Source organism: Pseudoalteromonas sp. NZS71_1, from assembly GCF_015864305.1.
GTDB lineage: Bacteria > Pseudomonadota > Gammaproteobacteria > Enterobacterales > Alteromonadaceae > Pseudoalteromonas > Pseudoalteromonas arctica.
Window position 1 is genome coordinate 1 of the sequence record NZ_JADYXM010000005.1, and the last position, 24,283, is coordinate 24,283.

Below are 24,283 nucleotides of genomic sequence, written 5' to 3' on the forward strand. Positions count from 1 at the left end.
TTAACCATACAACGCCAAACGCGTTTTATGTGATAGTGAAACAAGCGAAGAAGTTAATATAACTAAAGTAGATATTACTTAGAAAGACTTAAAAAATATTATCAGATATTTTCCAAATTCAGTTAGTGCGTAGTAATACGGATTAACGCCCAAATTTGCTTGGTGACAATAGCGTTTTGGACCCACCTGACTCCATGCCGAACTCAGTAGTGAAACGAAACAGCGCCGATGATAGTGTAGCATTTGCTATGTGAAAGTAGGACATTACCAGGCTTCAAATTGTAGAAAGCCCGAATCTAACGATTCGGGCTTTTTTACGTCTGCAAAAAAGTGAAATATGAGTAACTAACATTACGCACTCGATTTCTCTCCAATTTATCTAAATGTACAAGTCGAGCTGAATAGCTCATTACTTCAGTACTAAAGTTTATAACCAAATCTAAAGGCTATTTAAAATAGTCCGTAAGCTTGAGTTTCTTCACTTTCAGATTCTTCTAGTTGTGTTGGTTTAAATATTACGCTTGGATCAATTAATACACTGTGCTTTTGTGAAAGCTTGATTAATCCTCGCATCATATTTTTAGTTTGTGGGTCTAGATCAAAACCAACCTCAGTGAGCTTATCTAGTGGTTTAATGTCTTCTTTTTTATAGTCGATATTATCTTCGACTTTATCTACCAATAACCCTACGTGTGGGTTTAAGCCGTCTTTAGTGGTAAAAACAATAATAGGTTTATAGTCTAAGGTTATTTGCTCTTTAGCTGATTCGAATAAACGCTCTAGCTGAATTAGGTTACTACGCTTAATTTTTTCGAGCAGAGCTGATACTTGTTTATAATCGCTTTGATTATGAGCTGATATAGCTTCTTTTACCGTTTCTAGCAATGATTGGAAAGGTTCGTTAAGTCGAGACATTGTTAGTTTTAAGTCTTCATTATCGGTGTTGAACTCTTTGTAAAACAGAACAAAATCTTGTAGCTCTGCGTCATTGCTTGAAATAGAAGCTGAGCTATTTGATAAGTTACTTTGAAGGGTATTGAACCAGTTTAATAGTTTTTCTTGCCATGTTCTTAGTTGTTTTAGTACATGCGCATTACTTTGTTCGGTTGAGATATTATTTAAAATAATACCTAAATCAAAAACAGGCGTTGGTATATCCATATAATCTTTAACACCAATAAAGCTTTTATTATTGTTTGGTAAAGTTGTTAGATTATTGTCAAAGCGCTCTGTTAATAAAATATCGAGTATTTTAAGTGAAATTGTTTTGCAGCCCACTTTAAAGTTTATTAATTCCATGCCTTTATCTTAATTTACCTGTTAATGCTTTAAGGATAGAACAAATTAAATAAATAGCTTAAAGATGGATAAGATTTAATAGAGATAGGTAACTAGGAGTTATTAGATGGCACTAGTGAGGTTTTTTATGGCACGTTTAAATTGATTCTCAAGCTGCTTTTTTCCTAATAAACCTAATTGTTGAATCACTTTTTCATTACATTCATTTTGAAGCACTAACTTTATTAAAAGTTGTTTATCAGACTCTGTTAATTGAGACATACAAGAAGGAGACTGGTTCACTACTTGCCAAAGAGTCGCAGAGATATTAAATTGAGTGAAGTTACTGTTTACGAGCAAGGCTAATTGTTTGCGAGTCTCGGGGCTTACTAACTCATCGCTAAATCCTTCAATTAAAATACCTACAAGTTGCCAATCCAGTGTTTTAAAGTGTGTTAAAAGAGCATAAAAAAAGTCGTTTTTAAACTGCTTTTTCAAAGGTCTAATAATTGCACTTTTGTTACTTAAGCATTTAACCACAAGCGCCGAATGTTCAGCTGTGCTTTTATCGCGTTGATAACCCAGTTTTACGGTATTAAATCCTTGTTTTTGCCAAAAATTAAGTAGCTGCGCTGTTGCGCCAAAGCTTGCACCAAACCAACTACATTGGCTTTTTACTTGCGACTCGCAATAGCTAAGTAGCTTTTTACCAAAACCCATATTGTGAGAGCTCGGATCAATCGCTATTCGTACAACGCGAGCGCTCAACTGTGTTAAGTAGTCATTATTAAAACTAAGTTGTGAGAGGGTTTGAGCCATTAAATGACCCTGTGGGCGGCGCTCTCCGCTTATAACCTGTAGAGCAAGGTCTTCACTTAAACCACCTTCTATTGCGATTAAACATACGCCAACTAATTGATTGTTAATTTTGCTGATGAATATTCGTTGCGATGGTGCGTCTAGTAGTTGGCGTAAATCGTTTACACTACTTTGATAGTGAGCCAATGCAAGTAGGGCAATAACTTGTTGCAGTAAAGACTCATTGTTTACAAGGGATTGCTGAGTTACTTCGCTATGAACTGGCTGTTCTAATTGATTACTACCTAATTCTTTATATTGTGCATCGAGTGCAAGCAAGGTGCGAATGTGCTTCTCGAGGGGATCGTGTTTAGCAAAACGCAGTGGCTCATCAAGCGTTACAACTTTAGAGGCTTTATAGTGCGCTTTAATATAGTTACTAAAGCGAATGGTATAACCCCTACCATTGCCCTCATACCCAACCAGTGTACTTGCAAATACTATACGAGGGTAATGAGCTAGCATTTTTAGCAATAACGGAACAGGGATTGCTGCAGCTTCATCAACGAGTAGTAAATCGCACTCAGGTAGTGTGTTTAATAACGCGTCAGGTGCAACGTAGTGCAAGTTGGCGAGCTGTTTATGTTCAGCGTTGTATTGCAGGTCTAACTCGTTGGCTAAATGTTTAAAGCTACTATGGGTCGCTTTAAACTGAGTGCTGCAAATAATTACTTTTTTATCAGCTAATTTTGCGGCTGCTAAGCCAAGTGCTGCCGACTTGCCTCTACCTCTATCAGCATTAATGAGTAAAGGCCTGTTGGCACGGCCATTAGCTACTTTTACTATTTGTTCAACGCAGTTTTGCTGTGGTAGATAATCAATTTTATTATCCGTAACAGAGCTGACGAGATTACTAATACAGCCATTTTGTTCACTAAAATGAAAAGCGGGTAATCGCTTAATAATAGTCGCGAAACGTTGATTAAATAAACTGTAGTCAATACTCTGACCGTGTGATTGCACTGTACTTAATGAGGGGTCTTGCCAAGAGGCTAAATCATTTAATTCGGGCAGTAATAAAAACAGCATACCGCCTGCTTTAACGGTGCCGGTAAGTGCTGCAAGTTTATCAGGGTGTAAACCACTAAAACCATCGTAAACAGCATGAGCAAATTCTTGCCCTAAAATTTGGTGAGTGCGAGTAGGCCAGTACGAATTTTTGATCGCGCACTGCTTTGATACAACAAGTGTATTGTTTTCATCTATTAATGAGTTAAGTAATTCATAACACCAAACTGAGCTGCCAGTAATTAGCACTAGCTGACGATGATATGCGCCAGCTAGTTGTTGTTCTAACTCATTTAGGTGAGCTTTATACAGCTTGTAATCGTGCATAGGCCGTTACTAACCATTTACTGCCAAGGTCGTCAAAGTTTACTTGTACGCGAGATTGCGCGCCACTGCCTTCGTAATTAAGTACGGTACCAATACCAAATTTAGCATGCAAAACTCGTTGTCCTAAGTTAAAGCCACTGTCTTCAAATGCGGCATGACTAACTGATGCGCTAAAACGTCCGGCGGCAGGTGGGCGAGAAACCTGTGTTTTAATACGGATTTCTTCTACGCAGTCCTCAGGTATTTCGCGTAAAAAGCGTGATGGGCTATGGTATTTTTCTTGCCCGTATAAGCGGCGACTCTCAGCATGGCTAATGTATAACTTATCCATTGCTCGTGTCATGCCTACATAACAAAGGCGGCGCTCTTCTTCTAAGCGGCCAGACTCTTCGTTGCTTTGCTGAGAAGGGAACATGCCTTCTTCTACGCCCACCATAAACACAAGTGGAAACTCTAAGCCTTTAGCTGAGTGAAGAGTCATCATTTGTACGGCGTCTTCGTGCTCTTCTGCTTGCCCCTCACCTGACTCAAGTGATGTATGCGCTAAAAAGCCTTGTAAAGGCGAGCTGTATTCTTCGTCTTCAGGAAGTTCGTACTGGTCACATGCGCTAATTAGCTCTTCTAAGTTTTCTACGCGAGCACGGCCTTTTTCACCTTTTTCAGCTTGGTACATTGCCATCAAGCCTGAGGTTTGAATTGTGTACTTGGCTTGCTCATGCAAAGTTAGATCGCTAATTTTATCTTCTATTTGTTCAACGAGTTCTACAAACTTACTTACTGCACCAGAAGCACGACCAGATAAATGCTGTTGTTCTACAATTGCTTTGGCGGCATACCAAAGCGGTAACGATTCTGCTCGAGCGCAGTCGCGTATATGGCTCAATGTTTTGTCGCCAATACCGCGTGCTGGCGTATTAATTACACGCTCAAACGCGGCATCGTCTTGACGATTACCTACTAGGCGTAAATACGAAAGCGCATCTTTAATTTCTTGTCGTTCGAAGAATCGCATACCACCATAAATACGGTATTTTAAGCCTTCTTGCAGCATGGCCTCCTCAAGTACACGAGATTGCGCGTTACTACGGTATAAAATTGCGGCATCTTGTAGGGCATTACCTGCATTTAACCAGCTTCGTAGTTTGCTACTTACAAAGCGTGCTTCGTCTAACTCATTAAATGCTGCATAAATAGAGATTGGCTCGCCGTCGTTACCGTCGGTCCACAAGCTTTTACCCATACGTTCTGAGTTATTTTGAATTAATGCGTTAGACGCTTTCAAAATAGTCGCTGTTGAGCGGTAGTTTTGTTCAAGACGAATGGTTTCTGCGCTAAAGTCAGTTAAAAAACGTTTAATGTTTTCGATTTTAGCACCACGCCAACCATAAATGCTTTGGTCATCGTCGCCTACAATCATAATGCTGTTAGTATCGCCAGCAAGTAATTTTAACCAAGCATATTGAATGGTATTTGTATCTTGGAACTCGTCTACGAGCATATGCGCAAAGCGTTGCTGATAATGACGCAGTAACGTAGGGTTATTTTTTAACACTTCGTAGCTGCGTAGTAATATTTCAGCAAAATCAACTAGGCCCGCTCTATCACAGGCCTCTTGATAGGCGGCATAAACACGCAGCATCATTTGCTCATTAATATCGTATGCTTGAATATCTTTAGGGCGAAGTGCTTCATCTTTTTTGGCGCTTATGTACCAGCCAAATTGCTTAGCGGGCCATTTTTTATCATCAATATTCATCGATTTTAATAAGCGCTTGATCATCCGAAGCTGATCGTCAGAGTCTAAAATTTGAAAGGCTTCTGGTAAATTAGCTTCACGGTGATGAGCACGTAAAATACGATGCGATAAACCATGGAAAGTACCAATCCACATACCACCTACAGGCGCTTCTAGTGTTTCTTCAACGCGGCCACGCATTTCTTTAGCGGCTTTATTAGTAAAAGTAACTGCAAAAATACTGTAAGCGGAGGCTTGCTCAACTTGCATAAGCCACGCAATACGATGAACTAACACTCGTGTTTTACCAGACCCAGCACCTGCTAATACCAGCATGTTTTGTAGTGGGGCTGCAACGGCATCGCGTTGTTTGTCATTTAAGCCATCGAGTAATTGTGAAACGTCCATCGTTACGCCTTTTTAATCAATATTGTGGCCAGTATAACAGGTGTTTTTGTTAGGCTAAATAAAATACTGTTTTTATAAACAGCTATTTATAAAATAGTGTTCAAAACGAGTAACTTGCTAATTAATTGAGCGAATAGAAAAGTGCAAACACATAACAAAAATTGCTAATTTGACCTAAAGTTAGCAAAATTTACTAACTCTCTAAATCTAGACTAATTTAACTATTTGATTTGTAAGCTTTAATAAATTGGCATAGAGTGTGTAAGTAAATAATTATAAAATCAAATAAATACAGAGGTTAGTATGGCAGATCAAGGTTCTGGCGGTAACGTAATCGCAGCATTATGTAATATATTTTTTCCTGGTTTAGGGCAGTTAGTGCAAGGGCGTATTTTAGCGGCTATATTTTTTGCACTCGCTATTATAATAAGTTACGCACTAATTTATGTGCTTGTAGGCTTTGTACTTGTGCCTATTATTTACTTATGGTCGATTATTGACGCAGCGCGTTATAGATCGCGAAGTTAACGGTTTTCAAGTTGAGTAAAATAGCGCCCATGTGGCGCTATTTTACTTTATATGTCCTGTGGTTTACGGGCGTTTACGTATATAATTACGCAATTAAAGATTTACAGGCAAACCCTATGGAATATCAATTTATTCGCGACCCTATTAGTGGGCTACGTATTAAAATAAGCAGTGAACACGCTATTATTGGTCGCTGGCTAAACGAAGAAATAGGCAAAGACAAAGTAGCCATGGTGCAAGCGCTTATTGCATCGGTGAGTTCAAGCTATGAGCCGCTAACGCTAAAAGGCCAAGAAATAGATTTAATATTAACGAAAGACGAAGCATTATTTGAAGCCCATGCGCTTCATCAAGACAGCGAAGACCTAATAGCGTATCAAGATGACGATTTAGCGCTTGAAGAAAATGGTTTAAGTAGTGGTTGTGGCTTTGAAGATTTCATTGATTTAATTGATTCATGGCATGAGTTTACGACGTCACGATAAACATAACTAGCACACTAATAAAAATATACAGCAATGCACAATCAGCATTTTATCTGTATTATTACACCAACGAACATTACGCCAATCAAAACGACAGGAACTGATATGTCTGCCAATTTAAACAAGCTAGTAGTGATGCTAGAAATGCAAAACGCCATGAATACTAAAGTACATGAGCAATGGTTTACTCAAGGGTTTGAATGGTACCGCGCTATTTGGGTTGAGTGTGCTGAAATGTTGGATCATCATGGTTGGAAATGGTGGAAAAAACAAACACCAGATACTGAACAAGTTATTTTAGAGTTGGTTGATATTTTTCATTTTGGTCTATCGCTTAGAATTGACGGTGAAACTAGCTACGAAGACTTAGCAAAGCAACTTGAAACTGAGCTTAGCAATGCTCAACAAGCTGATGACTTTAAACAAACACTAGAGATATTGGCGGCGTCTGCTGTTGCTGATAAAACGTTTAATGCAGGTGCCTTTGCCGGCTGTATGGCGCAAATGGGTATGGATATTGATGATTTATATCGCGGCTACGTAGGTAAAAACACGTTAAACTTTTTCCGCCAAGATCACGGTTACAAAGATGGTAGCTATATTAAAGAATGGAATGGGCAAGAAGATAACGAGCATTTAGTTGAAGTAGTTAAAAGCCTTGATACAGAACATGCAGATTTTGCAAAGTTAGTATATCAAGGGCTAGAAGCGCGTTACCCAAAAATTTAAGTCACGTAAGTTGAGTTAGATAATCTTACGATAGTCGGTAACACTTAGGTAATCGGCTATTTCGTTATGTGGTTGTTGGCTATCTGGGTTAGCAACTGCAAGTAAGTGCTCAATGCCGTATTCTCGTGCAGCATTCAAAACCGGCACACTGTCATCTACAAACAAAGTGCGCTGCTTATTAAACCCTAAGTCTTTTTGTACTTGGTGCCACAAACTTTGTTGCTCTTTACTTACTCCATATTCATGAGTAGACACTACGCCATCTAGGTAGTTATCAATCGCTGTATGCTCAAATTTAAGCATGACACTCTCAGGGTGGGCGTTGGTAAGTAAAATTAACTCTTTGCCTGCTTTTTTAAGCTCAGTTAAAAAATGAGGTACGTCTTCGCGCATTTTAATTAAATGCTGAGACTCTCGTTTAAGCTCCATTATAGGCAAGCTTAATTGCTGCTCCCAATAATCTAAACAATACCACTGTATTTGACCGCTCACAGCTTGATAGCGTTTTAAAATATCTGCTTTAGCTGCATCTAGGCTAATGCCCCTTGCTAATGCGTGTTGCGCAGGAATAACGTTAAGCCAAAAATGACTGTCGTAATGTAAATCGAGTAATGTTCCATCCATGTCGAGCAAAACGGTATCGATTTTTGACCAATTTAACATAGGAATTTCAACTTATAAGGTTTATTATTGAACTAACTGCCATGATAGCAAATTAACGCCAATGACACAGAAAAAGCACCCAACACCACCACAAATCCTCAGTAACAATGTTGTCGCTAAAAGCCGCCTGTTTACTGTGGAGTCTTTAGAGCTAAAGTTTTCTAATAACGAAGAGCGCCAGTATGAGCGAATTCGCGGCGGTGGCCGGGGAGCCGTGATGATTGTTCCGTTAAGTGCAGACAACGAATTACTACTTGTACGTGAATACTGTGCGGGCACAAACGATTACCAGTTAGGTTTTCCTAAAGGCTTAATCGATCCGGGCGAAACGCCAGAGCAAGCTGCTAACAGAGAGCTTAAAGAAGAAATTGGCTTTGGTGCTGAGTATTTTAAACCATTAAGAACAGTAACAATGGCGCCGAGTTACTTTAATGCCACTATGCATATTTTATTTGCTAAGCAATTATACCCACAAACCCTTATTGGCGACGAACCAGAGCCGCTTGTTGTTGTTAAGTGGCCATTAACTCAGTGGCAGTCATTATTAGACCAAGAAGATTTTACCGAAGCACGCAGTGTTGCAGCTTTGCTATTATTAGATAAGTATTTAGCGTCTGGAGCTGCCGATGAATAAATTAATCGAACCGTGTATTGAATTAGCTGAGCGTGCTGGCGATGCAATTATGGCCATTTATAAAAAAGGCGATATTGGCCAACAAGAGAAATCAGATAATACGCCTGTTACCAAAGCTGACTTAGCAGCAAATGACGTACTGGTTGCTGGATTAAAAGTCTTAGCGCCCGATATCCCAATTATGTCGGAAGAAACACCTATACCTGCACTCGCCGACAGACAGGACTGGCAGCGCTATTGGTTGCTCGATCCGATGGATGGTACAGGCGAATTTATTTTAGAAAGTGGCGACTTTGCAGTAAACATTGCATTGATTGAAAATAATCATCCTGTGCTTGGCGTTATTCATTGGCCTGCAAAAGGTGTGACTTATTTTGCTACAGCTAAAAATGGTGCCTTTAAACGTGAAAACTCAATTGATAAGCAAATATCTGTAGCGCCGCCAGAGAACTTGACGCTTGCAGTGAGCCGCCGCCAAAAAATAGAAGCGGTGAGTCAGTATTTAAATAGTCAGTTTACAACTATTGCTATTGGCTCGTGCTCATTAAAAGCTTGTACTGTTGCAGAAGGCAAAGCAGATTGTTTTTTAAGAATTGGTCCAACGGGAGAGTGGGATACAGGTGCTTCACAAGTTATTGTTGAAGAAGCCGGTGGTTGTATTACCGATGCAGAATTTAACCCGCTAACGTACAACCAACGCGAGAGTACTGAGAACCCTGACTTTATAGTGATGGGGCATCCAGACTGGGAATGGCAAAAAATGATTAATCCGCATCAAAGGTTGAGCGCAGAATAGCAATTTGATTGCTTTTTGTTCGGTTGAACAACTTTAATTAGTTTAGGCCTTGCATTAAATGTTTATTCCTATATAGTAGCGCTCTCTTCAAGGCAGGCTCGTAAATATTACGAAAATGTTTTAAAGAAATTACAGGCGCGGGATGGAGCAGTCTGGTAGCTCGTCGGGCTCATAACCCGAAGGTCGTCGGTTCAAATCCGGCTCCCGCAACCAATATTTATATTGAAATTTGGTGCAATAGGTAGTTTTAAAAGGTCGTCGGTTCACTCTTCACCTTCACAACTCCCGCAACCAATTTTTTATAAGATTTGGTTACTGTAAACTCTAGCTTAAGAGATAAAATAAAGTAGTCGATAGACTTAAAGTATACAGGCGCGGGATGGAGCAGTCTGGTAGCTCGTCGGGCTCATAACCCGAAGGTCGTCGGTTCAAATCCGGCTCCCGCAACCACTGCTTTAAATGGAAGCCAAGTTGTAATGTAGGCAACTTTAAACAAGCATACAAATTTCAGGCGCGGGATGGAGCAGTCTGGTAGCTCGTCGGGCTCATAACCCGAAGGTCGTCGGTTCAAATCCGGCTCCCGCAACCAATTCTTTAATTGGAAGCCAAGTTGTAATGTAGGCAACTTTAAACAAGCATACAAATTTCAGGCGCGGGATGGAGCAGTCTGGTAGCTCGTCGGGCTCATAACCCGAAGGTCGTCGGTTCAAATCCGGCTCCCGCAACCACTGAAATAAATAAGAATGAAACGACACGCTTAAAGCGTGTTTTTTTATGTCTAAAATTTGGTGTGTATATTGTGGCTCATAACCCGAAGGTCGTCGGTTCACCTTTTATAAATTCAGGCTCCCGCAACCATTGAAATAAATAAGAATGAAACGACACACTTAAAGCGTGTTTTTTTATTCCTGAAATTTGATGAGTGTGGTGATTTAGCTTATAGGTTAAAGATCGTCTTCACAGCATGAGGCATTAACTACTCATAAGCACAAGCTCCCGCCTCCCTGAGATACACTTCACAAAAGTTATAAACGACTTAAAATAAATAGTTATTACTTAAAACTTTGTTTAGTTTGTGTTAAAACGGCACAAATATTTTGGGTTGTTACAAATATGACTGAACTTTACCACTGGTTTGATTTAATAGGTATTGCGGTGTTTGCTGTATCGGGCACTTTACTAGCGTACGAAAAAAAAATGGATGGCTTTGGGGTCGTAGTTTTAGCGACGGTAACTGCTATTGGTGGTGGTACAGTGCGAGATCTAATTTTAGATGTTCCTGTCTTTTGGTTACACGATCAAAGTTACTTTTTTGCCATACTAGCTTCAGTATTTGTTACAACGCGCCTTATAAATAAACAAAAACCAATACCTCATTATATTTTACAAACAGCAGATGCGTTTGGTTTAGCTTTTTTTGCCGTAATGGGGGCGCAAAAAGCGCAACTTGTTGGTATGCCCGATATGACTGCGGTAATTATGGCTGTAATTACAGGCTGCTTTGGTGGATTAATTCGAGATGTGCTTGCACGCGAAATCCCTATGCTATTAAAAGGTGAGCTTTACGCTATTACCTGTATAGCGGGTGGCACTGTTTATACGCTTGGCATTAGTTTTTCGTTAGTAACCGAAATGGCGATGGTATTAGGTATGTTAATGACCTTATTGCTTCGTTTGGCTGCTATAAAATGGCAAATTACATTACACGTTTTTAAATATCCTGACTAAACTGGTGTAATAACACCATTTACTAGGATAAGGAATGTCGTTAGCTCGTATATTTTCTCGTGCTCAAGTGGGTATAAATGCCCCAGAAGTTATTGTAGAAGTTCACCTAGGAAATGGTTTACCCGCTTTTCATATAGTAGGCCTGCCCGAAGCGTCCGTTAAAGAATCAAAAGACAGAGTGCGTAGCGCACTCGAAAACTCTCAATTTGGTTTTCCCGACCAACGAATAACCGTAAATTTAGCCCCAGCCGACTTGCCAAAAGATGGCGGACGGTTTGATCTTGCTATTGCGGTGGGTATTTTAGTCGCCTCTGGGCAAATAGTGTGTCCTGATATTCATAAGTACGAGTTTTATGGTGAGCTTGCTCTTAATGGTGAGGTGCGTGGTGTAAACGCTATTTTACCTTCGGTACTTGCTGCAAAAGAACAAGATCGCTGCTGCTTTTTACCTCTTGCAAACGACAGCCTAGCAAGCCTAGTTAATGGCGTTAAACGCAAAGCCATAAGCTCTATTCAAGAAGTGTGGGGGGATTTACTTAATCAACAACCCTTACCATTAAATATAGAGTACCCCGACTGCACACAAGCCCCTGACTTTTTACTCGATTTAAGCGATGTGAAAGGTCAGCCCGGTGCAAAGCGAGTACTCGAAATTGCTGCAGCTGGCGGGCATAATTTACTATTTTTAGGTCCTCCAGGTACTGGTAAATCGATGCTGGCCCAGCGAATGGCAACTATAATGCCTACTATGTCGGACGATGAAGCTATTTCGACAGCTGCGCTTTACTCTATTATTGGGCAATCCATAGATTTAACTAATTGGCGACAGCGGCCATTTCGTAATCCGCATCATACGTGTTCAGCTGTTGCTTTGGTGGGGGGCTCTTCGAATCCCAAACCTGGTGAAATTTCTCTGGCACATAACGGTGTGCTCTTTTTAGATGAGTTACCGGAGTTCGAACGCAAGGTACTTGATTCACTGCGTGAGCCAATGGAAACCGGTACGGTTACTATTTCACGTGCCGCTAGGCAAATGGAGTTTCCGGCGCAGTTTCAGCTTATTACAGCATTAAATCCAAGTCCAACAGGAAGTCATACAGATAAGCGGGCAACTCCCGATCAAGTTATGCGTTATTTATCGCGCGTGTCGGGGCCTTTTATTGACCGTATTGATTTGCAAATAGAACTGCCTCGTCTAACGAGCGTTGAATTACAAAGTACTCAGCCAGAGGAAAGTAGTGCTGAGGTTAGAGCAAGAGTTGAAACGGCTTATTACCTACAGTTAAAACGCCAAGGTAAGGTTAATGCGAGGCTTAATAATAAAGAAATGAGTGTGCACTGTGTACTGGCGCCAGCAGAGTTGCAGTTTTTAGCCAGAGCAAGCGAAAAGTTGTCTTTATCGCCACGCTCTTACCATAGAGTGATTAAAGTGGCGCGGACTATTAGTGATTTAAACGGGGCTGAAAATATTAGTTTAAATGAGCTTAAGGAAGCACTTAATTACCGTGCATTTGAGCGCCTTATTGCGCAATTAACTAAATATTAAATAGAGAGCATATACCCCTTACCGCGTACGGTAACGATGCGTTTTTGATCTTTTTCGTCATTTAATTTTTTACGTAAACGACCAATCAGCACATCAACAGTACGATCGTTTGGACTCCAATCGGGCTGGCCTATTTCTTCTGATATTTTTTCACGGGATGTGGCTTTTCCTGCATTACTAATTAAGCAAATAAGCACTTTATGTTCGGCTTCAGTTAAGCGTGATTCAACGCCTGCAGCAGTAATTAATGTGCGATTATCGGGATGAAGTTTAAAGTCAGCATATTCTATAAACTCTTCGCTTTCGTCGTCTTCTAGGTTAACGGCAACACGCTTATAGAGCGCGCGCATGCGAAGTTCTAACTCCAGTAAATCGACGGGCTTACAAATATAGTCATCAGCACCTTGTGCAAGGCCTGCAATACGATCGGCTTGGGAGTCACGACTCGATAATACAATAACGCCAATATCGGTAAGTGTGTTTAATTCTTTTGCCAGCTGAAGCCCATCACGCTTTGGCAAAACAATGTCAATTATGGCTAATGATATAGCACCGCGCAGGTTTACCCGCTGCCTTACAATGTTAAGTGCATCAGCGCCAGTTGGGTCTACCTCTATTGTAAATTCGGTATCTGCAAAGTGATTTTGGATGCGTTTAACGAGTAGTTCATCGTCTTCAACCAATAAAACATTAATAGCCATAGTACTTTATTTTGAATGCTTATAGCTCTGTATGGTAGCACCATTAGGTAAATGCTGAGAAGGGGGTTTATTAGTTTTAAGTAACTTAATATTTCAAAGGTGTATAAGACGTTATTAGAGGATGAGGTTAGCACCTTTAAACTAATTAAAAGGTGCTAAATAATTATTACTACTATTAATAAATCTGTATTAAGTCGTTATTTTAAAGGTTCAGGCTCAGTCATTTTTATACATTGAGTCCCACCATTGAGGTTCATCTTTTAGCTTTTTATCAAAGTATGCGAGCATGGTGTTCCACCAATCAAATCGTTTATCGCGTGCAAAAATTTGGTGGTCGGCGCCTTTGTATTCGATTAATTCTACGTCCTTGTTAAGCAGTTTAAGCGCAGTGTACATTGTTAAGCTTTCGCCAACAGGTACATTGGTATCGCTATCACCATGAAGAAGCAGCATAGGTGTTGTTACTTTGTCGGCATGAAATACAGGGCTATGTTGGCTGTAAAGCTCAGGGTTATTCCATGGGAAGCTATTTTTTGATGCTTCGCCAGAATATAAGTAGCCCCACCAACCTTCACCCCAATACGAGGTAATATTAGAAATACCCGCATGAGCTATTGAAGCACTAAATATATCGGTTTTAGTTGCCAATAACATGGTCATGAAGCCACCGTATGATGCCCCTAAATTTCCTATCTTTTCACTATCAACATAGTTGTATTTCTTTAAAAAGGCTTGCGTGCCTTCGATAATATCGTCTGCAGTGTAGTCGCCCCAGGCATTAACATGCTGCGCTGAAAACTTTTGTCCAAACCCTGTTGCGCCAGTAGGTTGTACTACATAAACAACGTAGCCATTTTCTGCCCATAAGTTAAACGGATAACGACCTGTAAAACCACGCGTAACTGGTGAAGTGCCGCCGTAGTAATACACGAGCGCCGGGTGCTTTTTAGTTTTATCTAAATTGCTTGGAATGTAAACACGGCCCGTTATTTCAACCCCATGTTTATTTTTAAAATTAAACTCTTCTAATGTAGGGAGTCGTGTATTTGCATAGCTACTTGGTTTTGAATCCCATATTAAATCTGTTTTATTTTTACTGACGTTAAGGCGCTTTAGCTGTTGTGGCGCTAAAGCGTTAGTGCCTCTTAATAAAACTTCGGTATTACGGTCGTGTGAGTAACTAAATTGTTCAACAATATCCAATCCTGTATTTAACTTTTTAAAGCGCTGTTTACTTAAATCAAATAGGTAAAGTGGTTGAGTGTCTTGTTCTGTTACTTTAATGAGCGCATCGCCGTTTTCTAAAACTTGCAGTTGGCCAATAGCAGAATCGAATTGTTTACTAAGTGCTTTTACATTTTTACCACCTTCAGTAAGTAGGTAAAGTTGCCCGTCGTAGTTATTAGCAAGCATTGCTTTTGGTAGAGCTCTGCCTGCGCCATTTTTAAAGTCAGGGCCTGCAACTACATAAATATCTTTATTTGCGTATTTGGCTAAATTAAACGTTTTGAATTTACCAAGCGATGAAAGCTTGTTTGATTTTAAATCGAGTTCGGCTAACTCTGTTTCAGGGTGAGTTGATGCTTGCATTGCCATTACTGGGCGGCTCATTAATATTTTGCCACGGTTACTATTTGAATCTTCAAGGCTGTAAGAAAGAGGACCTTGGCTAAGTGCCTTTGTTAACCCACTTTTAGTATCAAGCATATAAATTTGGCTGGTGGTACGTGCATACGACCAGCGATCTTGTAGACCTTTATAGTGCTTGGTTAAGCTGTTAGTGTTCTCAGGTGATTTAGACCAGCTAAACAGAAGACTGGTGTCGTTATAAAAGGTAAAGCCATTGGCTCCTTCTAAATCGTTTGCTAATGTTTTTATTGAGAAGTTTTTACGGCTAAGTTGTTTAAGTTCACCATTTAACAAATACACTAAATATTGGTTATCTGGACTCCAAATAATGTTACTTGGTTGGCCTGCTTCGAAGCGATAAAGCGTTTGATTATCTGAATCTTTAAGTACAGTAACTGTATTTGCTTGGTTTTGTGTTTTATCGCTATAAGTGCGAGTAGTAGTAACGTACTGCTTAGCATTAGGTGCGAGTGATAATTGACTGATTGTAGGGGCATCAAACAATTGTTTTGCAGATAAGCGTTTTGTTTGTGAGGCGCTAAGCGTAATTTTATCAACGTCGCTTTTAGGTGCAAAATCAAGCATTACGTCGTGCCAATTAGCTACTTGTTGGGCTACTATTAAAATAGAGTGAGTACTGTTATTTAAAGCTAACTTATAGCTATTTTTATCGCCTGTTTGTAGTTCGCCATTAATAAATAACTGACCTTGCTCAATCCCTTTTAAGGTAAGCGTACCTTGTGTAAAGCGGGTTGTTTCAATATTAAATTTTAGTGCCTGTAACCCACCTAAAGTGAGCGCATTGATTTTATTAAACGGCTGCCAGTTTTGTTTTTTCCCAAATACAGAAAAACTATCTGAGTCTGCTTGTAGTTGCGGCAATAGGTTATTAATAATGGCATTGCCATGAGGTGTTTGAAAAGGCTTTAACTGCATGTCTTCGGCAAGTGGGCCGATAAACTGAATTTTTGATTTATCCAATGGTGCAGCTATTGCAGCAAAGCTTAAGCTGCTAAGCGTCAAAAGAGTCGCTGCATGCTTAAATAGCTTATTTTGATGACTCCATGGTGCGCTAAATTTCATTATTATGCCTATTATTATTGGAAGTTTGGCCAAATATAGCATGTATTGATACCATGCTCACATATCCAATATAGAGGAGAGAAAGTGACTTTACTGATAGTTTATATGGTAGTGGCGATTGTTATTTCGTTTTTATGTTCTGTGATGGAGGCTGTGTTATTAAGTATTTCGCCCAGCTATGTTGCATCACTTAGGAAAGATCACCCTGAGCTTGCTAAACAGCTCGAAAAACTTAAAAACAATATAGATCAGCCTTTAGCTGCTATTTTAACTTTAAATACGGTTGCCCATACTGCGGGTGCTGCTGGGGTAGGCGCACAGGCAGCTGTCGTGTTTTCCGATGCGGCTGTAGGCATTGCATCAGCCATTATGACATTCCTCGTATTAATTCTTTCTGAAATTATTCCTAAAACCTTGGGGGCTAATTACTGGCGAGCTCTAACGCCAAGTGTTACTTACGCTTTGAGGTTTTTAGTTATATTGCTAAAGCCTTTTGTATGGTTTGCACAAAAGCTAACAAATTTAATGGGTCCAAAGCACGATGAGGCTTACTATATTCGTCAAGAGATAGAGGCAATGGCTGATATAGGTACGGAGTCGGGTGCATTACATCAGGATGAGTCCGAAATAATTCGTAATTTATTGCATTTTAGACATGCAAAATTATGCGACTTAATGACGCCTCGAACGGTTATTTTTAAAATCCACAAAGACTTAACAGTAAATCAGTATTTAAACGATCACGGCTCGTCGTCATTTTCTCGTATATTGGTATTTGATAAAGACAGCGACGATATTGTTGGGTTTGTGCATAAAAACGATATTATGCTGGCATTTCACCGTTTAGGTACCGATTACAAAATTAGCAAATTGATTAAGCCTATTTATACGGTGCCGAGTTCTCAAAATGTATCGTCGTTACTGCAAACTCTTTTAACAAAGCGCACGCATATATGCCTAGTTGTAGATGAGTACGGTGACGTGCAAGGTATTGTAACGCTAGAGGATATGATTGAAGCTTTAATGGGGCTAGAGATTGTAGATGAGCGTGACCAATCTACTAATATGCGCGCAGTAGCAAGGCAGCGTTGGCACAAACGTTTAGCAAGTAGTGCGCATATAGTCAGTGAAGAAGATAAACACACTCGGGGTGATAATTAGTTAACCAGCCCCGATTAAATATTAATACCGCTTAAGCGGGGCTGCCATCAGTTTTCAGCCAATCTTTAGCCCAAGATATAAATTCGTCTTGTGGTTTAGGGCGGCTAAATAAAAAACCTTGTATGGCTAGTTTTCTTTTATAATGCCTTAAATAAACGAGCTCTTCTGGTCGTTCAACACCTTCTGCCACTAAGTCTAAATTATCTTTACTCGTAATATTAAATAACGAACTTACGACCACTTGAGAAAATAAATCTGTTTCTATATGGCTGATAAGTGAACGGTCTATTTTAATTTCAGTAAAAGGAAGATTTCGAAGCTGATTCATATTAGTAAAACCAACACCAAAGTCGTCTAGCGATATACCAAAGCCATGCATTCTTAATCTGTTTAGTGTTTCTAATTGCATGAGGCTTGAGAGTGCATGTTGTTCTGTTATTTCTATAATTATATTACTAGGCGTGAGTTGGTTTAATTCTAAAATGAGCAGTAATTTATTAGGGCAGTTTAAGTCGTCGAGCTGAGTTGGCGATAAATTAAATGCCATTTTAAAATCATGACCTAGTTGCGCTTTCATATTTTTGAATTCGCTGGTGGCCTTTTCAAAAAGAGAAAATGTAATTTGATTAATTAAGTTATGTTGCTCGGCAATACCTATAAAACGGTTAGGTAAAATAATATTGCCGTCTTTACTTGATAGAATACGCGCTAATACTTCAACGCTCTCAATTCTATTATTATCAGCGTTTATTTTTGGTTGATAAAAAGGCGTTATTTCATCATTTTTTAATGCTTCAATAAGCTCATCTTTTGAAATGGCTGACTCTTTTAATAAAGTATGGCTATTTAATTGCGCTACTTTAATAAGTAACCTACTTACCTGAGATAGTTGCACTGGTTTTGTAATATTACCAATGAGGTGAGCGTTATGTTGCTTGGCAAGGCTGGCAGCTAAACTAATAACTTTATGGTCCATTTCAGAAACAATTATAATACCGCCTTGATAATGTAACTCTCCTAAGTGGCGGATTAGTTCCATGCCGTCCATTTCGGGCATATTGAGATCAGTAAAAATAGCATCAAAGTAGTTTATATCAGAAGCAACTTTTTCGAGGGCTTCAGCAGCACTCAAGCAGGTGACTACATTATCAGACATATTTAATTCATTTAATATGGCTTCCATAACAATCAAAATCGCTTTTGAGTCGTCAACAACTAAAATTTTAGGCACTATTTTGTTCACTGTTATCCCTTTCAATGTATAGCTTATGGTTACTATAAAAGTAGTAGTGTTTTTTTATTTTGTCAGTATCAAATGCTTTTATTTTGAAAATAGTTATAGAACACCTTCACTCGTGTTTTTAAGTTGATTAGGTATACTAGCGCCATTATTTTAAATGGTCTTAATTATGATAAGAATAGATCTTACTTTAGCCGAGCAGCCATTTTCGCTTATGGTGTCTGGGCAAAAAATTGTGCAGGTGTTTCATGCTCAACAAGCTATTACCTTTGATAATCCTCGTGAAAACTATTATCAGTTTACTTACGACAACAAAGTAATAGGTATTGATACATCGGCAGTGGAAGAGCAAAGCATTTCGCTCTTTGTGGATGAGCAATTTGTGACACAACTTGCGTTACCAGCACCTACAAATGGATCACCTAAAAAAGGCTTTTTAGGTCTGGCTGCATTAGGTTTTAAGCTTTTTAAAAGTGCTAAGGTAATTAAAGTAGTGCTTGCAGGGGCTTCTGTTGCAGGCTATGCGTGGTTATTTAGTATAGAATTTGCATTAATGCTAATTGGGTGTTTAGTTGTACACGAATACGGCCATGTGCGAGCAATGAAATACTTTGGCATAAAAACCAAAGGTATTTACTTAATCCCATTTGTAGGTGGGCTAGCTGTAAGTGACGACAAAATAACGACTCGTTGGCAAGATGTAGTTATATCGCTAATGGGGCCTGCATTTGGTTTAATTACCTCGGTACTGGGTGTCGTTTTATATTACGCCACCGAGATGGAAATATTTGCAGGTGTGGCAGTTCTTAGTGCGTTATTAAATTTATTTAACTTGTTACCTATTTTACCGCTTGATGGCGGGCATGTATTAAAAAGTATTAGCTTTTCAATGCGTTCATGGATTGGTTTAAGCGTATGCTTATTAGGCGTACTATTTGGCTTATGGCTGAGCTACACCTTTGGCTTAATGTTACTGGTATTCTTTTTGTTTGTAGGTGCGCTGGAAATTGTATTTGAGTGGCGAGGCCGTCACTACTCACACTTAATGCCGCTAGATAAATATGGCCAAGGCTTTTCAGCGGTAATGTATGCAGTTGTAGTCGCTGGGCATGTAGCTGTAATGATGCACTTTGCCGATTCGGAAAATCCAATATTGAGCCTGCCGATGACTATTTTATCGAGCTAGTATTTTTATTTTTTCTAACTAAATAAGTTAGTTTTTTGCATTAATATTTTATTTTTCGACTTTTATGTTGATTTATTGTTAATTGAATTCTAGTGTAATATAAATTAGAACAATCTTAGCGGATCAACTGGATGTTATTTAGAAAGGAAGCTGTCGCTCAGCAAAGTGAGCGTTTAACTGGTGTGATTACGCTAGCACAACCACTATCAATAAAACTTATCGTATTTGTTTTGGTATGTATTGCGATTGTAGTGATAAGCTTTTTATTTACAGCAGAGTATTCCCGCAAGGAAACAGTTCGGGGGTTTTTAATACCCAATAAAGGGATAATCCAAAGCTTTGCTAGTCAAGGTGGTATGATTGAGCTGCTATTTGTACAAGAGGGTGATGCCGTTACTAAAGGTCAGCCGTTGGCGACCATTATTGTGCAACAAAATAACAGCCAAGGCATAGCCTTGAGTACCCAGCTTGTTGAGCAGCTAAGTATGCAAATACAGTTGCTCAATGATGAGATAACACAAAACCTTACCCTAAAAAAGCAAGAGTCACTTAACTTGCAAGCGCAAAAACGTGCACTTACTAATGAGCAAGCTGCATTACAAAGTCAACTAGTTCTGGCTGATGAAAAATTAGGGCTACTTAACCGCCAACAAAGCAACCTTAATCAACTTAATAAAAATGGCTTTTTATCAAACATCGAGCGAGAGCAACAGCAGCAAGCCCTGTTAGATGCTAAGCAAGAAAAACAAAACCTAGCGCGCTTGCTGATGCAGCAAGAAAACCAATTAAGTCAACTTAGCTTTAATATTGCCAATGTGCCCCAGCAGTATACGTTGCGTATAAATAGTCTTAAACGCCAACAAGCGGATATTCAAAACCAGCTCACACAAATTAAAAGTAACTATCAATATACCATAACAGCCAGTAACAGCGGTGTTGTTACTGGCATTCAAGTGGTTGAAGGCGAAACACTTACCCAAGCCAAACCACTGTTGCATATTATTCCCGAAGGCTCAGAGCTAGTAGCAGAGTTGCTGCTACCAACACGTTCAGCAGGCTTTATACAGCTAGGTAACGATACGCGCCTGCGTTTTGATGCTTTCCCTTATCAACGCTTTGGTTTCATTAACAGTAAAATTATCCGCATCGACAAAGCACTCATTACCCCAAATGAAATACGTTTGCCTATAGCACTGCAAGAGCCAGTATATCGCTTGCGAGCAAGACTCAGCCAACAACAAATGCAGGCCTATGGTAAGGCGTTTGAGCTGAAAAGCGGCATGTTGTTTGAGGCGGATATTATGTTGGAGCAGCGCACATTAATCGAGTGGTTACTCGAGCCACTGTACAGCCTAAAAGGGCGAGTAAGTTAAGTGTAGCGCTTTATGAAATAAAGAAAAATTTGAAAGTTTTGGTGGTTTGCTAAATGCAAACAACCGAAAAAGACGGCCAGCTTTAGTTAACTTTAGCGAGCAGCTAAAGCCAGCCTATTAATCGCTCACCTTTATTGAAGGGGAGCATATTAACAACCCGATGACTTAACTAAAAAGCATCGGATTTATGGAGTATAACATTATGCGTGAATTAAATGTAAATGAACTTAAAGAAGTAAGTGGTGGTCCATTCCCCCTGTTTGTAGCAATAGCAGTCTATGGAGAAGTTGCAAGCTTTGCTGCAATCATTAGTGGTATAGCAACTTATAATGCAATTAGAAAATAGGAGGGTCTTGCAATGAGAGAATTAACAAGTAATGAAATACAAGAAATAAATGGTGGCCCACTACCTTTTATTATTGCTGGTCTATATGCTAGCTCGTCGATTACTGCAGGCGGTTTGGCTACTGCAATTGGGATTGGAGCTGGTTTTGGTGCAATTGTAGGTGGTATAGCTGCAGTATATCATAACGCCGCTGAGTAATTATAATAGAGGAGATAGAAGGGGATTTATTCCCTTCTTTATTTAAAATGAAGCTATCCGCGATCGTATCAATTTTTGCAATGTGTTCTTTGATAGTCCTAGGGTCTGTATATGTAATTATAAAAGACGTAAATTTGCTGCTTAGTGATAATGTAATTTCATACGGTGAGCTAGCTTTCTTTACTGTAACTCTTGGGTTTTCTTTAGCTATTCTAACGGGTATATATAAAAATAAAAAATGGGCGTTATATATTTTTATCTCTATGGTTTTCTTTATGGGAGGTAATTTTATTATTTTAAGATTAAGCCTCAATGGTGCCTTAGAGCTAGTTGATTTTTGGATTATTACTTGTACTTTGGGTGTCTCCGCGATAGTAATACGAGTTATGCTGAAGTTAGATTCAATGGCTATTTTCTCAAAAAATGAGCTTGATTAATAAAATGTTGTTTGACTAAGGTAATTATGAACTCTGCAAATGGACTTATAACTTTTTCACTCTCAAAACCAGTCCCAGTGATTCTCCAATCCGAAATAGCCGAATGCGGCCTTGCCTCAATGGCTATGGTGGCATGTTATCGCGGTCATAAGCTGGATATGCCTGCCATGCGAAAACGTTTTTCGGCTAATCTAAAGGGTATGAACTTACAGCAGTTGATTGAGCTAGGTGATAATTTAGGGCTAGCTAGCCGTGCGCTACAATGCCCGCTTGATGAAGTTCATAAACTGCAAACGCCGTGTATATTGCATTGGGATATGAATCACTTTGTGGTGCTGACCAAAGTCTCTAGCAAAGGTGTTGCAGCTAAATTTGCAATTAATGACCCTGCTGTAGGTAAACGCAGTTTAAATAGTAATGAGTTTAGTAAACACTTTACCGGTATTTGTTTAGAGCTGACTCCAACCAGTCAGTTTGAAGCCAAACAAGAACAAGCACAGATGAAGTTTACCCAACTTTGGAGCTCAATGAAGGGCTTAAAAGCAGGGCTAATAAAACTGATTGCGTTGTCACTGGTATTGCAATTATTTGCTTTGATGACCCCTTATTATATGCAGTGGGTGGTGGATGAAGTACTCATTAGTTTTGATGAATCGTTATTAACGGTACTTGCCATGGGTTTTGCTCTGATTGCGATAATTTCAGTGGTGACTAATGCGGTACGAAGTTGGCTAATTTTACGGCTTTCGAGTTTGCTCAATATGCAAATGGGCGTGAATTTGCTCAGGCACTTATTGCGCTTGCCAATGAACTATTTTGAGTCCCGCCATATTGGCGATATTGTCTCGCGCTTTGGCTCATTAGCGCAAATACGGGAGCGCATAACTACAGGGTTTGTAGAAACACTGGTCGATGGCGTAATGGGCATTACCGTATTGATTATGATGCTAATTTATTCGCTAAAACTCACTGCGGTAGTTGTTGGTGCAATTGTACTATATACCTTGGTACGTTTAGCGCTGTATCGTCCACTACATCAAGCCACCGAAGAAATGATTCAATCATCTGCCAAAGAGCAATCGAACTTTTTAGAAAATATTCGGGGTATGCAAACTATAAAATTGTTTGGTAATGAATCGCAGCGCCAAGGAATTTGGCAAAACCGTTATGCAGAGGTAATAAACAGTGAAATTCGTTTAGGGCGTTTAAACATTAGCTTTGATTCATTTAACAAGCTGTTATTTGGCCTTGAAAATGTATTAGTGATTTACTTTGCTGCATTACTAGTTATAAGCAATAGCTTGTCTGTTGGTATGGTACTGGCGTTTATTGCTTATAAAAACCAGTTAACCAGCCGCTTTGCCAACTTAATTGAACAAATCATTCAATTCAAAATGATGCGCTTACACTTAGACCGTATTGCAGATATAGCACTCACGAAACAAGAAGCTAATCGTGACGGTGAAATGGCCTATACAGGTGATGACGAAGGTAAAGTGAGAGGTCAGCTTACGCTCGAAAATATTTGCTTTAGTTACAGTGAAGAGCAAGTGCCGATTTTAAACAATGTTAATTTAACGCTGAATTCAGGTGACTCGATTGCGATTACGGGTCCGTCAGGTGCGGGTAAAACTACGTTGATGAAAATAATGCTAGGGTTATTACAGCCAACCTCAGGGACTGTGTTGCTTGATGGCAAAGATATTACTCAGCTTGGCCTTAAAAACTACCGCAAACAAATAGCTGCAGTAATGCAGGATGACACATTGTTAGCTGGCTCAATCGCTGATAACATCAGTTTTTTTGACCCACAGCCGAATTATTTAAAAATAGAGACGTGTGCTCGTCATGCGGCTATTCATGATGATATTACCAAAATGACTATGGGCTATAACTCATTAGTTGGGGACATGGGATCAAACTTATCGGGCGGGCAGGTACAGCGTTTACTTCTTGCTCGCTCATTGTATCAATCGCCCTGCGTGTTGTTTATGGATGAAGCAACTAGTCATTTAGATAAAGACAACGAAGCGAAAATAAGTGAACAAATTCAGCACTTACCCATCACACGGATTATGATTGCTCATCGCCAAGAAACCATTAACATGGCCAGCAAAGTCTATCAACTGAAAGAGGGTAGGTTGGTGGAGCTACAACAGCAGAGCGAGAGTGCATAAAACAATCAAGGCGTGTGTATTACACGCCT

21 protein-coding genes, 4 tRNA genes and 1 rRNA gene are annotated in these 24,283 nt (G+C 39.5%); 19 read left to right on the forward strand and 7 right to left on the reverse strand.

The window, feature by feature from the left end:
• Nucleotides 1-158 precede the first annotated feature (158 nt).
• Nucleotides 159-273: ribosomal RNA gene (gene rrf / locus I6F43_RS09325) — 5S ribosomal RNA — on the forward strand.
• A gap of 177 nt (nucleotides 274-450) precedes the next feature.
• Here the strand turns inward: rrf and I6F43_RS09330 are convergent.
• From I6F43_RS09330 to uvrD, 3 genes are all read right to left on the reverse strand, one after another.
• Nucleotides 451-1,299: a chemotaxis protein gene (locus I6F43_RS09330; RefSeq protein ID WP_197102024.1), complete on the reverse strand. Its 849-nt coding sequence runs from the start codon at nucleotides 1,297-1,299 to the stop codon at nucleotides 451-453.
• A gap of 102 nt (nucleotides 1,300-1,401) precedes the next feature.
• Complete coding sequence (locus I6F43_RS09335) at nucleotides 1,402-3,471, reverse strand: GNAT family N-acetyltransferase (RefSeq protein ID WP_197102026.1); 2,070 nt, start codon at nucleotides 3,469-3,471, stop codon at nucleotides 1,402-1,404.
• Nucleotides 3,449-5,614 carry a DNA helicase II gene (gene uvrD, locus I6F43_RS09340; RefSeq protein ID WP_197102027.1) on the reverse strand — a complete coding sequence of 722 codons (2,166 nt, stop codon included), beginning with the start codon at nucleotides 5,612-5,614 and terminating at the stop codon, nucleotides 3,449-3,451. Before uvrD ends, I6F43_RS09335 begins: the two co-directional genes overlap by 23 nt.
• 303 nt (nucleotides 5,615-5,917) lie before the next feature.
• On the opposite strand from uvrD, the gene I6F43_RS09345 reads away from it, so the two are divergent.
• The 3 genes from I6F43_RS09345 (at nucleotide 5,918) to I6F43_RS09355 (ending at nucleotide 7,356) form a co-directional block, all read left to right on the forward strand.
• Complete coding sequence (locus tag I6F43_RS09345; RefSeq protein WP_002963009.1) at nucleotides 5,918-6,142, forward strand: hypothetical protein; 225 nt, start codon at nucleotides 5,918-5,920, stop codon at nucleotides 6,140-6,142.
• A gap of 116 nt (nucleotides 6,143-6,258) precedes the next feature.
• Nucleotides 6,259-6,627, forward strand: coding sequence for a YacL family protein (locus I6F43_RS09350; protein ID WP_024592461.1), 369 nt, complete (start codon nucleotides 6,259-6,261; stop codon nucleotides 6,625-6,627).
• Nucleotides 6,628-6,732: 105 nt separating this feature from the next.
• Nucleotides 6,733-7,356: a dUTP diphosphatase gene (locus I6F43_RS09355; protein ID WP_007586550.1), complete on the forward strand. Its 624-nt coding sequence runs from the start codon at nucleotides 6,733-6,735 to the stop codon at nucleotides 7,354-7,356.
• A gap of 15 nt (nucleotides 7,357-7,371) precedes the next feature.
• Here the strand turns inward: I6F43_RS09355 and yrfG are convergent, their stop codons facing one another.
• Nucleotides 7,372-8,019 carry a GMP/IMP nucleotidase gene (gene yrfG, locus I6F43_RS09360; RefSeq protein ID WP_007378908.1) on the reverse strand — a complete coding sequence of 216 codons (648 nt, stop codon included), beginning with the start codon at nucleotides 8,017-8,019 and terminating at the stop codon, nucleotides 7,372-7,374.
• 61 nt (nucleotides 8,020-8,080) lie between these two features.
• On the opposite strand from yrfG, the gene nudE reads away from it, so the two are divergent.
• The 8 genes from nudE to I6F43_RS09400 all read left to right on the forward strand — a co-directional run bounded on the left by nudE (nucleotide 8,081) and on the right by I6F43_RS09400 (nucleotide 12,723).
• Nucleotides 8,081-8,653: an ADP compounds hydrolase NudE gene (gene nudE / locus I6F43_RS09365; protein WP_007586548.1), complete on the forward strand. Its 573-nt coding sequence runs from the start codon at nucleotides 8,081-8,083 to the stop codon at nucleotides 8,651-8,653.
• Nucleotides 8,646-9,449, forward strand: a complete 804-nt coding sequence (gene cysQ, locus I6F43_RS09370) for a 3'(2'),5'-bisphosphate nucleotidase CysQ (protein ID WP_007586545.1) — start codon at nucleotides 8,646-8,648, stop codon at nucleotides 9,447-9,449. Before nudE ends, cysQ begins: the two co-directional genes overlap by 8 nt.
• A 136-nt stretch (nucleotides 9,450-9,585) precedes the next feature.
• Nucleotides 9,586-9,662: transfer RNA gene (locus I6F43_RS09375), tRNA-Met, on the forward strand.
• A 160-nt stretch (nucleotides 9,663-9,822) separates the two neighbouring features.
• Nucleotides 9,823-9,899: transfer RNA gene (locus I6F43_RS09380), tRNA-Met, on the forward strand.
• Nucleotides 9,900-9,961: 62 nt separating this feature from the next.
• A tRNA-Met gene (locus I6F43_RS09385) sits at nucleotides 9,962-10,038 on the forward strand.
• 62 nt (nucleotides 10,039-10,100) lie between these two features.
• Nucleotides 10,101-10,177, forward strand: a tRNA-Met gene (locus tag I6F43_RS09390).
• 385 nt (nucleotides 10,178-10,562) lie between these two features.
• Nucleotides 10,563-11,177, forward strand: a complete 615-nt coding sequence (locus tag I6F43_RS09395; protein ID WP_007587018.1) for a trimeric intracellular cation channel family protein — start codon at nucleotides 10,563-10,565, stop codon at nucleotides 11,175-11,177.
• A gap of 34 nt (nucleotides 11,178-11,211) precedes the next feature.
• Nucleotides 11,212-12,723: a YifB family Mg chelatase-like AAA ATPase gene (locus I6F43_RS09400; protein WP_197102029.1), complete on the forward strand. Its 1,512-nt coding sequence runs from the start codon at nucleotides 11,212-11,214 to the stop codon at nucleotides 12,721-12,723.
• Here I6F43_RS09400 and I6F43_RS09405 read toward each other — a convergent pair.
• Both I6F43_RS09405 and I6F43_RS09410 read right to left on the reverse strand, forming a co-directional pair.
• A complete protein-coding gene (locus tag I6F43_RS09405; RefSeq protein WP_002957913.1) occupies nucleotides 12,720-13,424 on the reverse strand; it encodes a response regulator transcription factor in 705 nt (234 codons plus the stop codon). The genes I6F43_RS09400 and I6F43_RS09405 overlap by 4 nt on opposite strands.
• A gap of 216 nt (nucleotides 13,425-13,640) precedes the next feature.
• Entirely contained in the window at nucleotides 13,641-16,136 is a 2,496-nt protein-coding gene (locus I6F43_RS09410; RefSeq protein ID WP_197102031.1) for an alpha/beta hydrolase family protein, read from the reverse strand.
• Nucleotides 16,137-16,220: 84 nt separating this feature from the next.
• On the opposite strand from I6F43_RS09410, the gene I6F43_RS09415 reads away from it, so the two are divergent.
• On the forward strand, nucleotides 16,221-17,297 hold the full coding sequence (locus I6F43_RS09415; RefSeq protein WP_007587021.1) for a hemolysin family protein: 1,077 nt from the start codon (nucleotides 16,221-16,223) through the stop codon (nucleotides 17,295-17,297).
• A gap of 31 nt (nucleotides 17,298-17,328) precedes the next feature.
• Here the strand turns inward: I6F43_RS09415 and I6F43_RS09420 are convergent, their stop codons facing one another.
• The gene (locus I6F43_RS09420) at nucleotides 17,329-18,540 is read right to left on the reverse strand and encodes an EAL domain-containing response regulator (RefSeq protein ID WP_197102033.1); all 1,212 of its coding nucleotides are present in this window, start codon (nucleotides 18,538-18,540) and stop codon (nucleotides 17,329-17,331) included.
• A gap of 166 nt (nucleotides 18,541-18,706) precedes the next feature.
• Between I6F43_RS09420 and I6F43_RS09425 the strand changes: the two genes are divergently transcribed.
• From I6F43_RS09425 to I6F43_RS09450, 6 genes are all read left to right on the forward strand, one after another.
• Nucleotides 18,707-19,723, forward strand: coding sequence for a metalloprotease (locus I6F43_RS09425; RefSeq protein ID WP_197102035.1), 1,017 nt, complete (start codon nucleotides 18,707-18,709; stop codon nucleotides 19,721-19,723).
• 131 nt (nucleotides 19,724-19,854) lie between these two features.
• A complete protein-coding gene (locus tag I6F43_RS09430) occupies nucleotides 19,855-21,096 on the forward strand; it encodes an HlyD family efflux transporter periplasmic adaptor subunit (protein WP_197102037.1) in 1,242 nt (413 codons plus the stop codon).
• Nucleotides 21,097-21,298: 202 nt separating this feature from the next.
• On the forward strand, nucleotides 21,299-21,442 hold the full coding sequence (locus tag I6F43_RS09435; protein ID WP_007587027.1) for a class IIb bacteriocin, lactobin A/cerein 7B family: 144 nt from the start codon (nucleotides 21,299-21,301) through the stop codon (nucleotides 21,440-21,442).
• A 12-nt stretch (nucleotides 21,443-21,454) separates the two neighbouring features.
• Nucleotides 21,455-21,640: a hypothetical protein gene (locus I6F43_RS09440; RefSeq protein ID WP_007587028.1), complete on the forward strand. Its 186-nt coding sequence runs from the start codon at nucleotides 21,455-21,457 to the stop codon at nucleotides 21,638-21,640.
• Nucleotides 21,641-21,774: 134 nt separating this feature from the next.
• The gene (locus tag I6F43_RS09445; protein WP_139047204.1) at nucleotides 21,775-22,077 is read left to right on the forward strand and encodes a hypothetical protein; all 303 of its coding nucleotides are present in this window, start codon (nucleotides 21,775-21,777) and stop codon (nucleotides 22,075-22,077) included.
• Nucleotides 22,078-22,103: 26 nt separating this feature from the next.
• Nucleotides 22,104-24,254: a peptidase domain-containing ABC transporter gene (locus I6F43_RS09450; RefSeq protein WP_197102039.1), complete on the forward strand. Its 2,151-nt coding sequence runs from the start codon at nucleotides 22,104-22,106 to the stop codon at nucleotides 24,252-24,254.
• Nucleotides 24,255-24,283: the final 29 nt, after the last annotated feature.

Coding starts and splice junctions, on each gene's coding strand:
- I6F43_RS09330 (WP_197102024.1), bottom strand. CDS start 1,299: ATGGAATTAATAAACTTTAAAGTGGGCTGCAAAACAATTTCACTTAAA.
- I6F43_RS09335 (WP_197102026.1), bottom strand. CDS start 3,471: ATGCACGATTACAAGCTGTATAAAGCTCACCTAAATGAGTTAGAACAA.
- uvrD (WP_197102027.1), bottom strand. CDS start 5,614: ATGGACGTTTCACAATTACTCGATGGCTTAAATGACAAACAACGCGAT.
- I6F43_RS09345 (WP_002963009.1), top strand. CDS start 5,918: ATGGCAGATCAAGGTTCTGGCGGTAACGTAATCGCAGCATTATGTAAT.
- I6F43_RS09350 (WP_024592461.1), top strand. CDS start 6,259: ATGGAATATCAATTTATTCGCGACCCTATTAGTGGGCTACGTATTAAA.
- I6F43_RS09355 (WP_007586550.1), top strand. CDS start 6,733: ATGTCTGCCAATTTAAACAAGCTAGTAGTGATGCTAGAAATGCAAAAC.
- yrfG (WP_007378908.1), bottom strand. CDS start 8,019: ATGTTAAATTGGTCAAAAATCGATACCGTTTTGCTCGACATGGATGGA.
- nudE (WP_007586548.1), top strand. CDS start 8,081: ATGACACAGAAAAAGCACCCAACACCACCACAAATCCTCAGTAACAAT.
- cysQ (WP_007586545.1), top strand. CDS start 8,646: ATGAATAAATTAATCGAACCGTGTATTGAATTAGCTGAGCGTGCTGGC.
- I6F43_RS09395 (WP_007587018.1), top strand. CDS start 10,563: ATGACTGAACTTTACCACTGGTTTGATTTAATAGGTATTGCGGTGTTT.
- I6F43_RS09400 (WP_197102029.1), top strand. CDS start 11,212: ATGTCGTTAGCTCGTATATTTTCTCGTGCTCAAGTGGGTATAAATGCC.
- I6F43_RS09405 (WP_002957913.1), bottom strand. CDS start 13,424: ATGGCTATTAATGTTTTATTGGTTGAAGACGATGAACTACTCGTTAAA.
- I6F43_RS09410 (WP_197102031.1), bottom strand. CDS start 16,136: ATGAAATTTAGCGCACCATGGAGTCATCAAAATAAGCTATTTAAGCAT.
- I6F43_RS09425 (WP_197102035.1), top strand. CDS start 18,707: ATGATAAGAATAGATCTTACTTTAGCCGAGCAGCCATTTTCGCTTATG.
- I6F43_RS09430 (WP_197102037.1), top strand. CDS start 19,855: ATGTTATTTAGAAAGGAAGCTGTCGCTCAGCAAAGTGAGCGTTTAACT.
- I6F43_RS09435 (WP_007587027.1), top strand. CDS start 21,299: ATGCGTGAATTAAATGTAAATGAACTTAAAGAAGTAAGTGGTGGTCCA.
- I6F43_RS09440 (WP_007587028.1), top strand. CDS start 21,455: ATGAGAGAATTAACAAGTAATGAAATACAAGAAATAAATGGTGGCCCA.
- I6F43_RS09450 (WP_197102039.1), top strand. CDS start 22,104: ATGAACTCTGCAAATGGACTTATAACTTTTTCACTCTCAAAACCAGTC.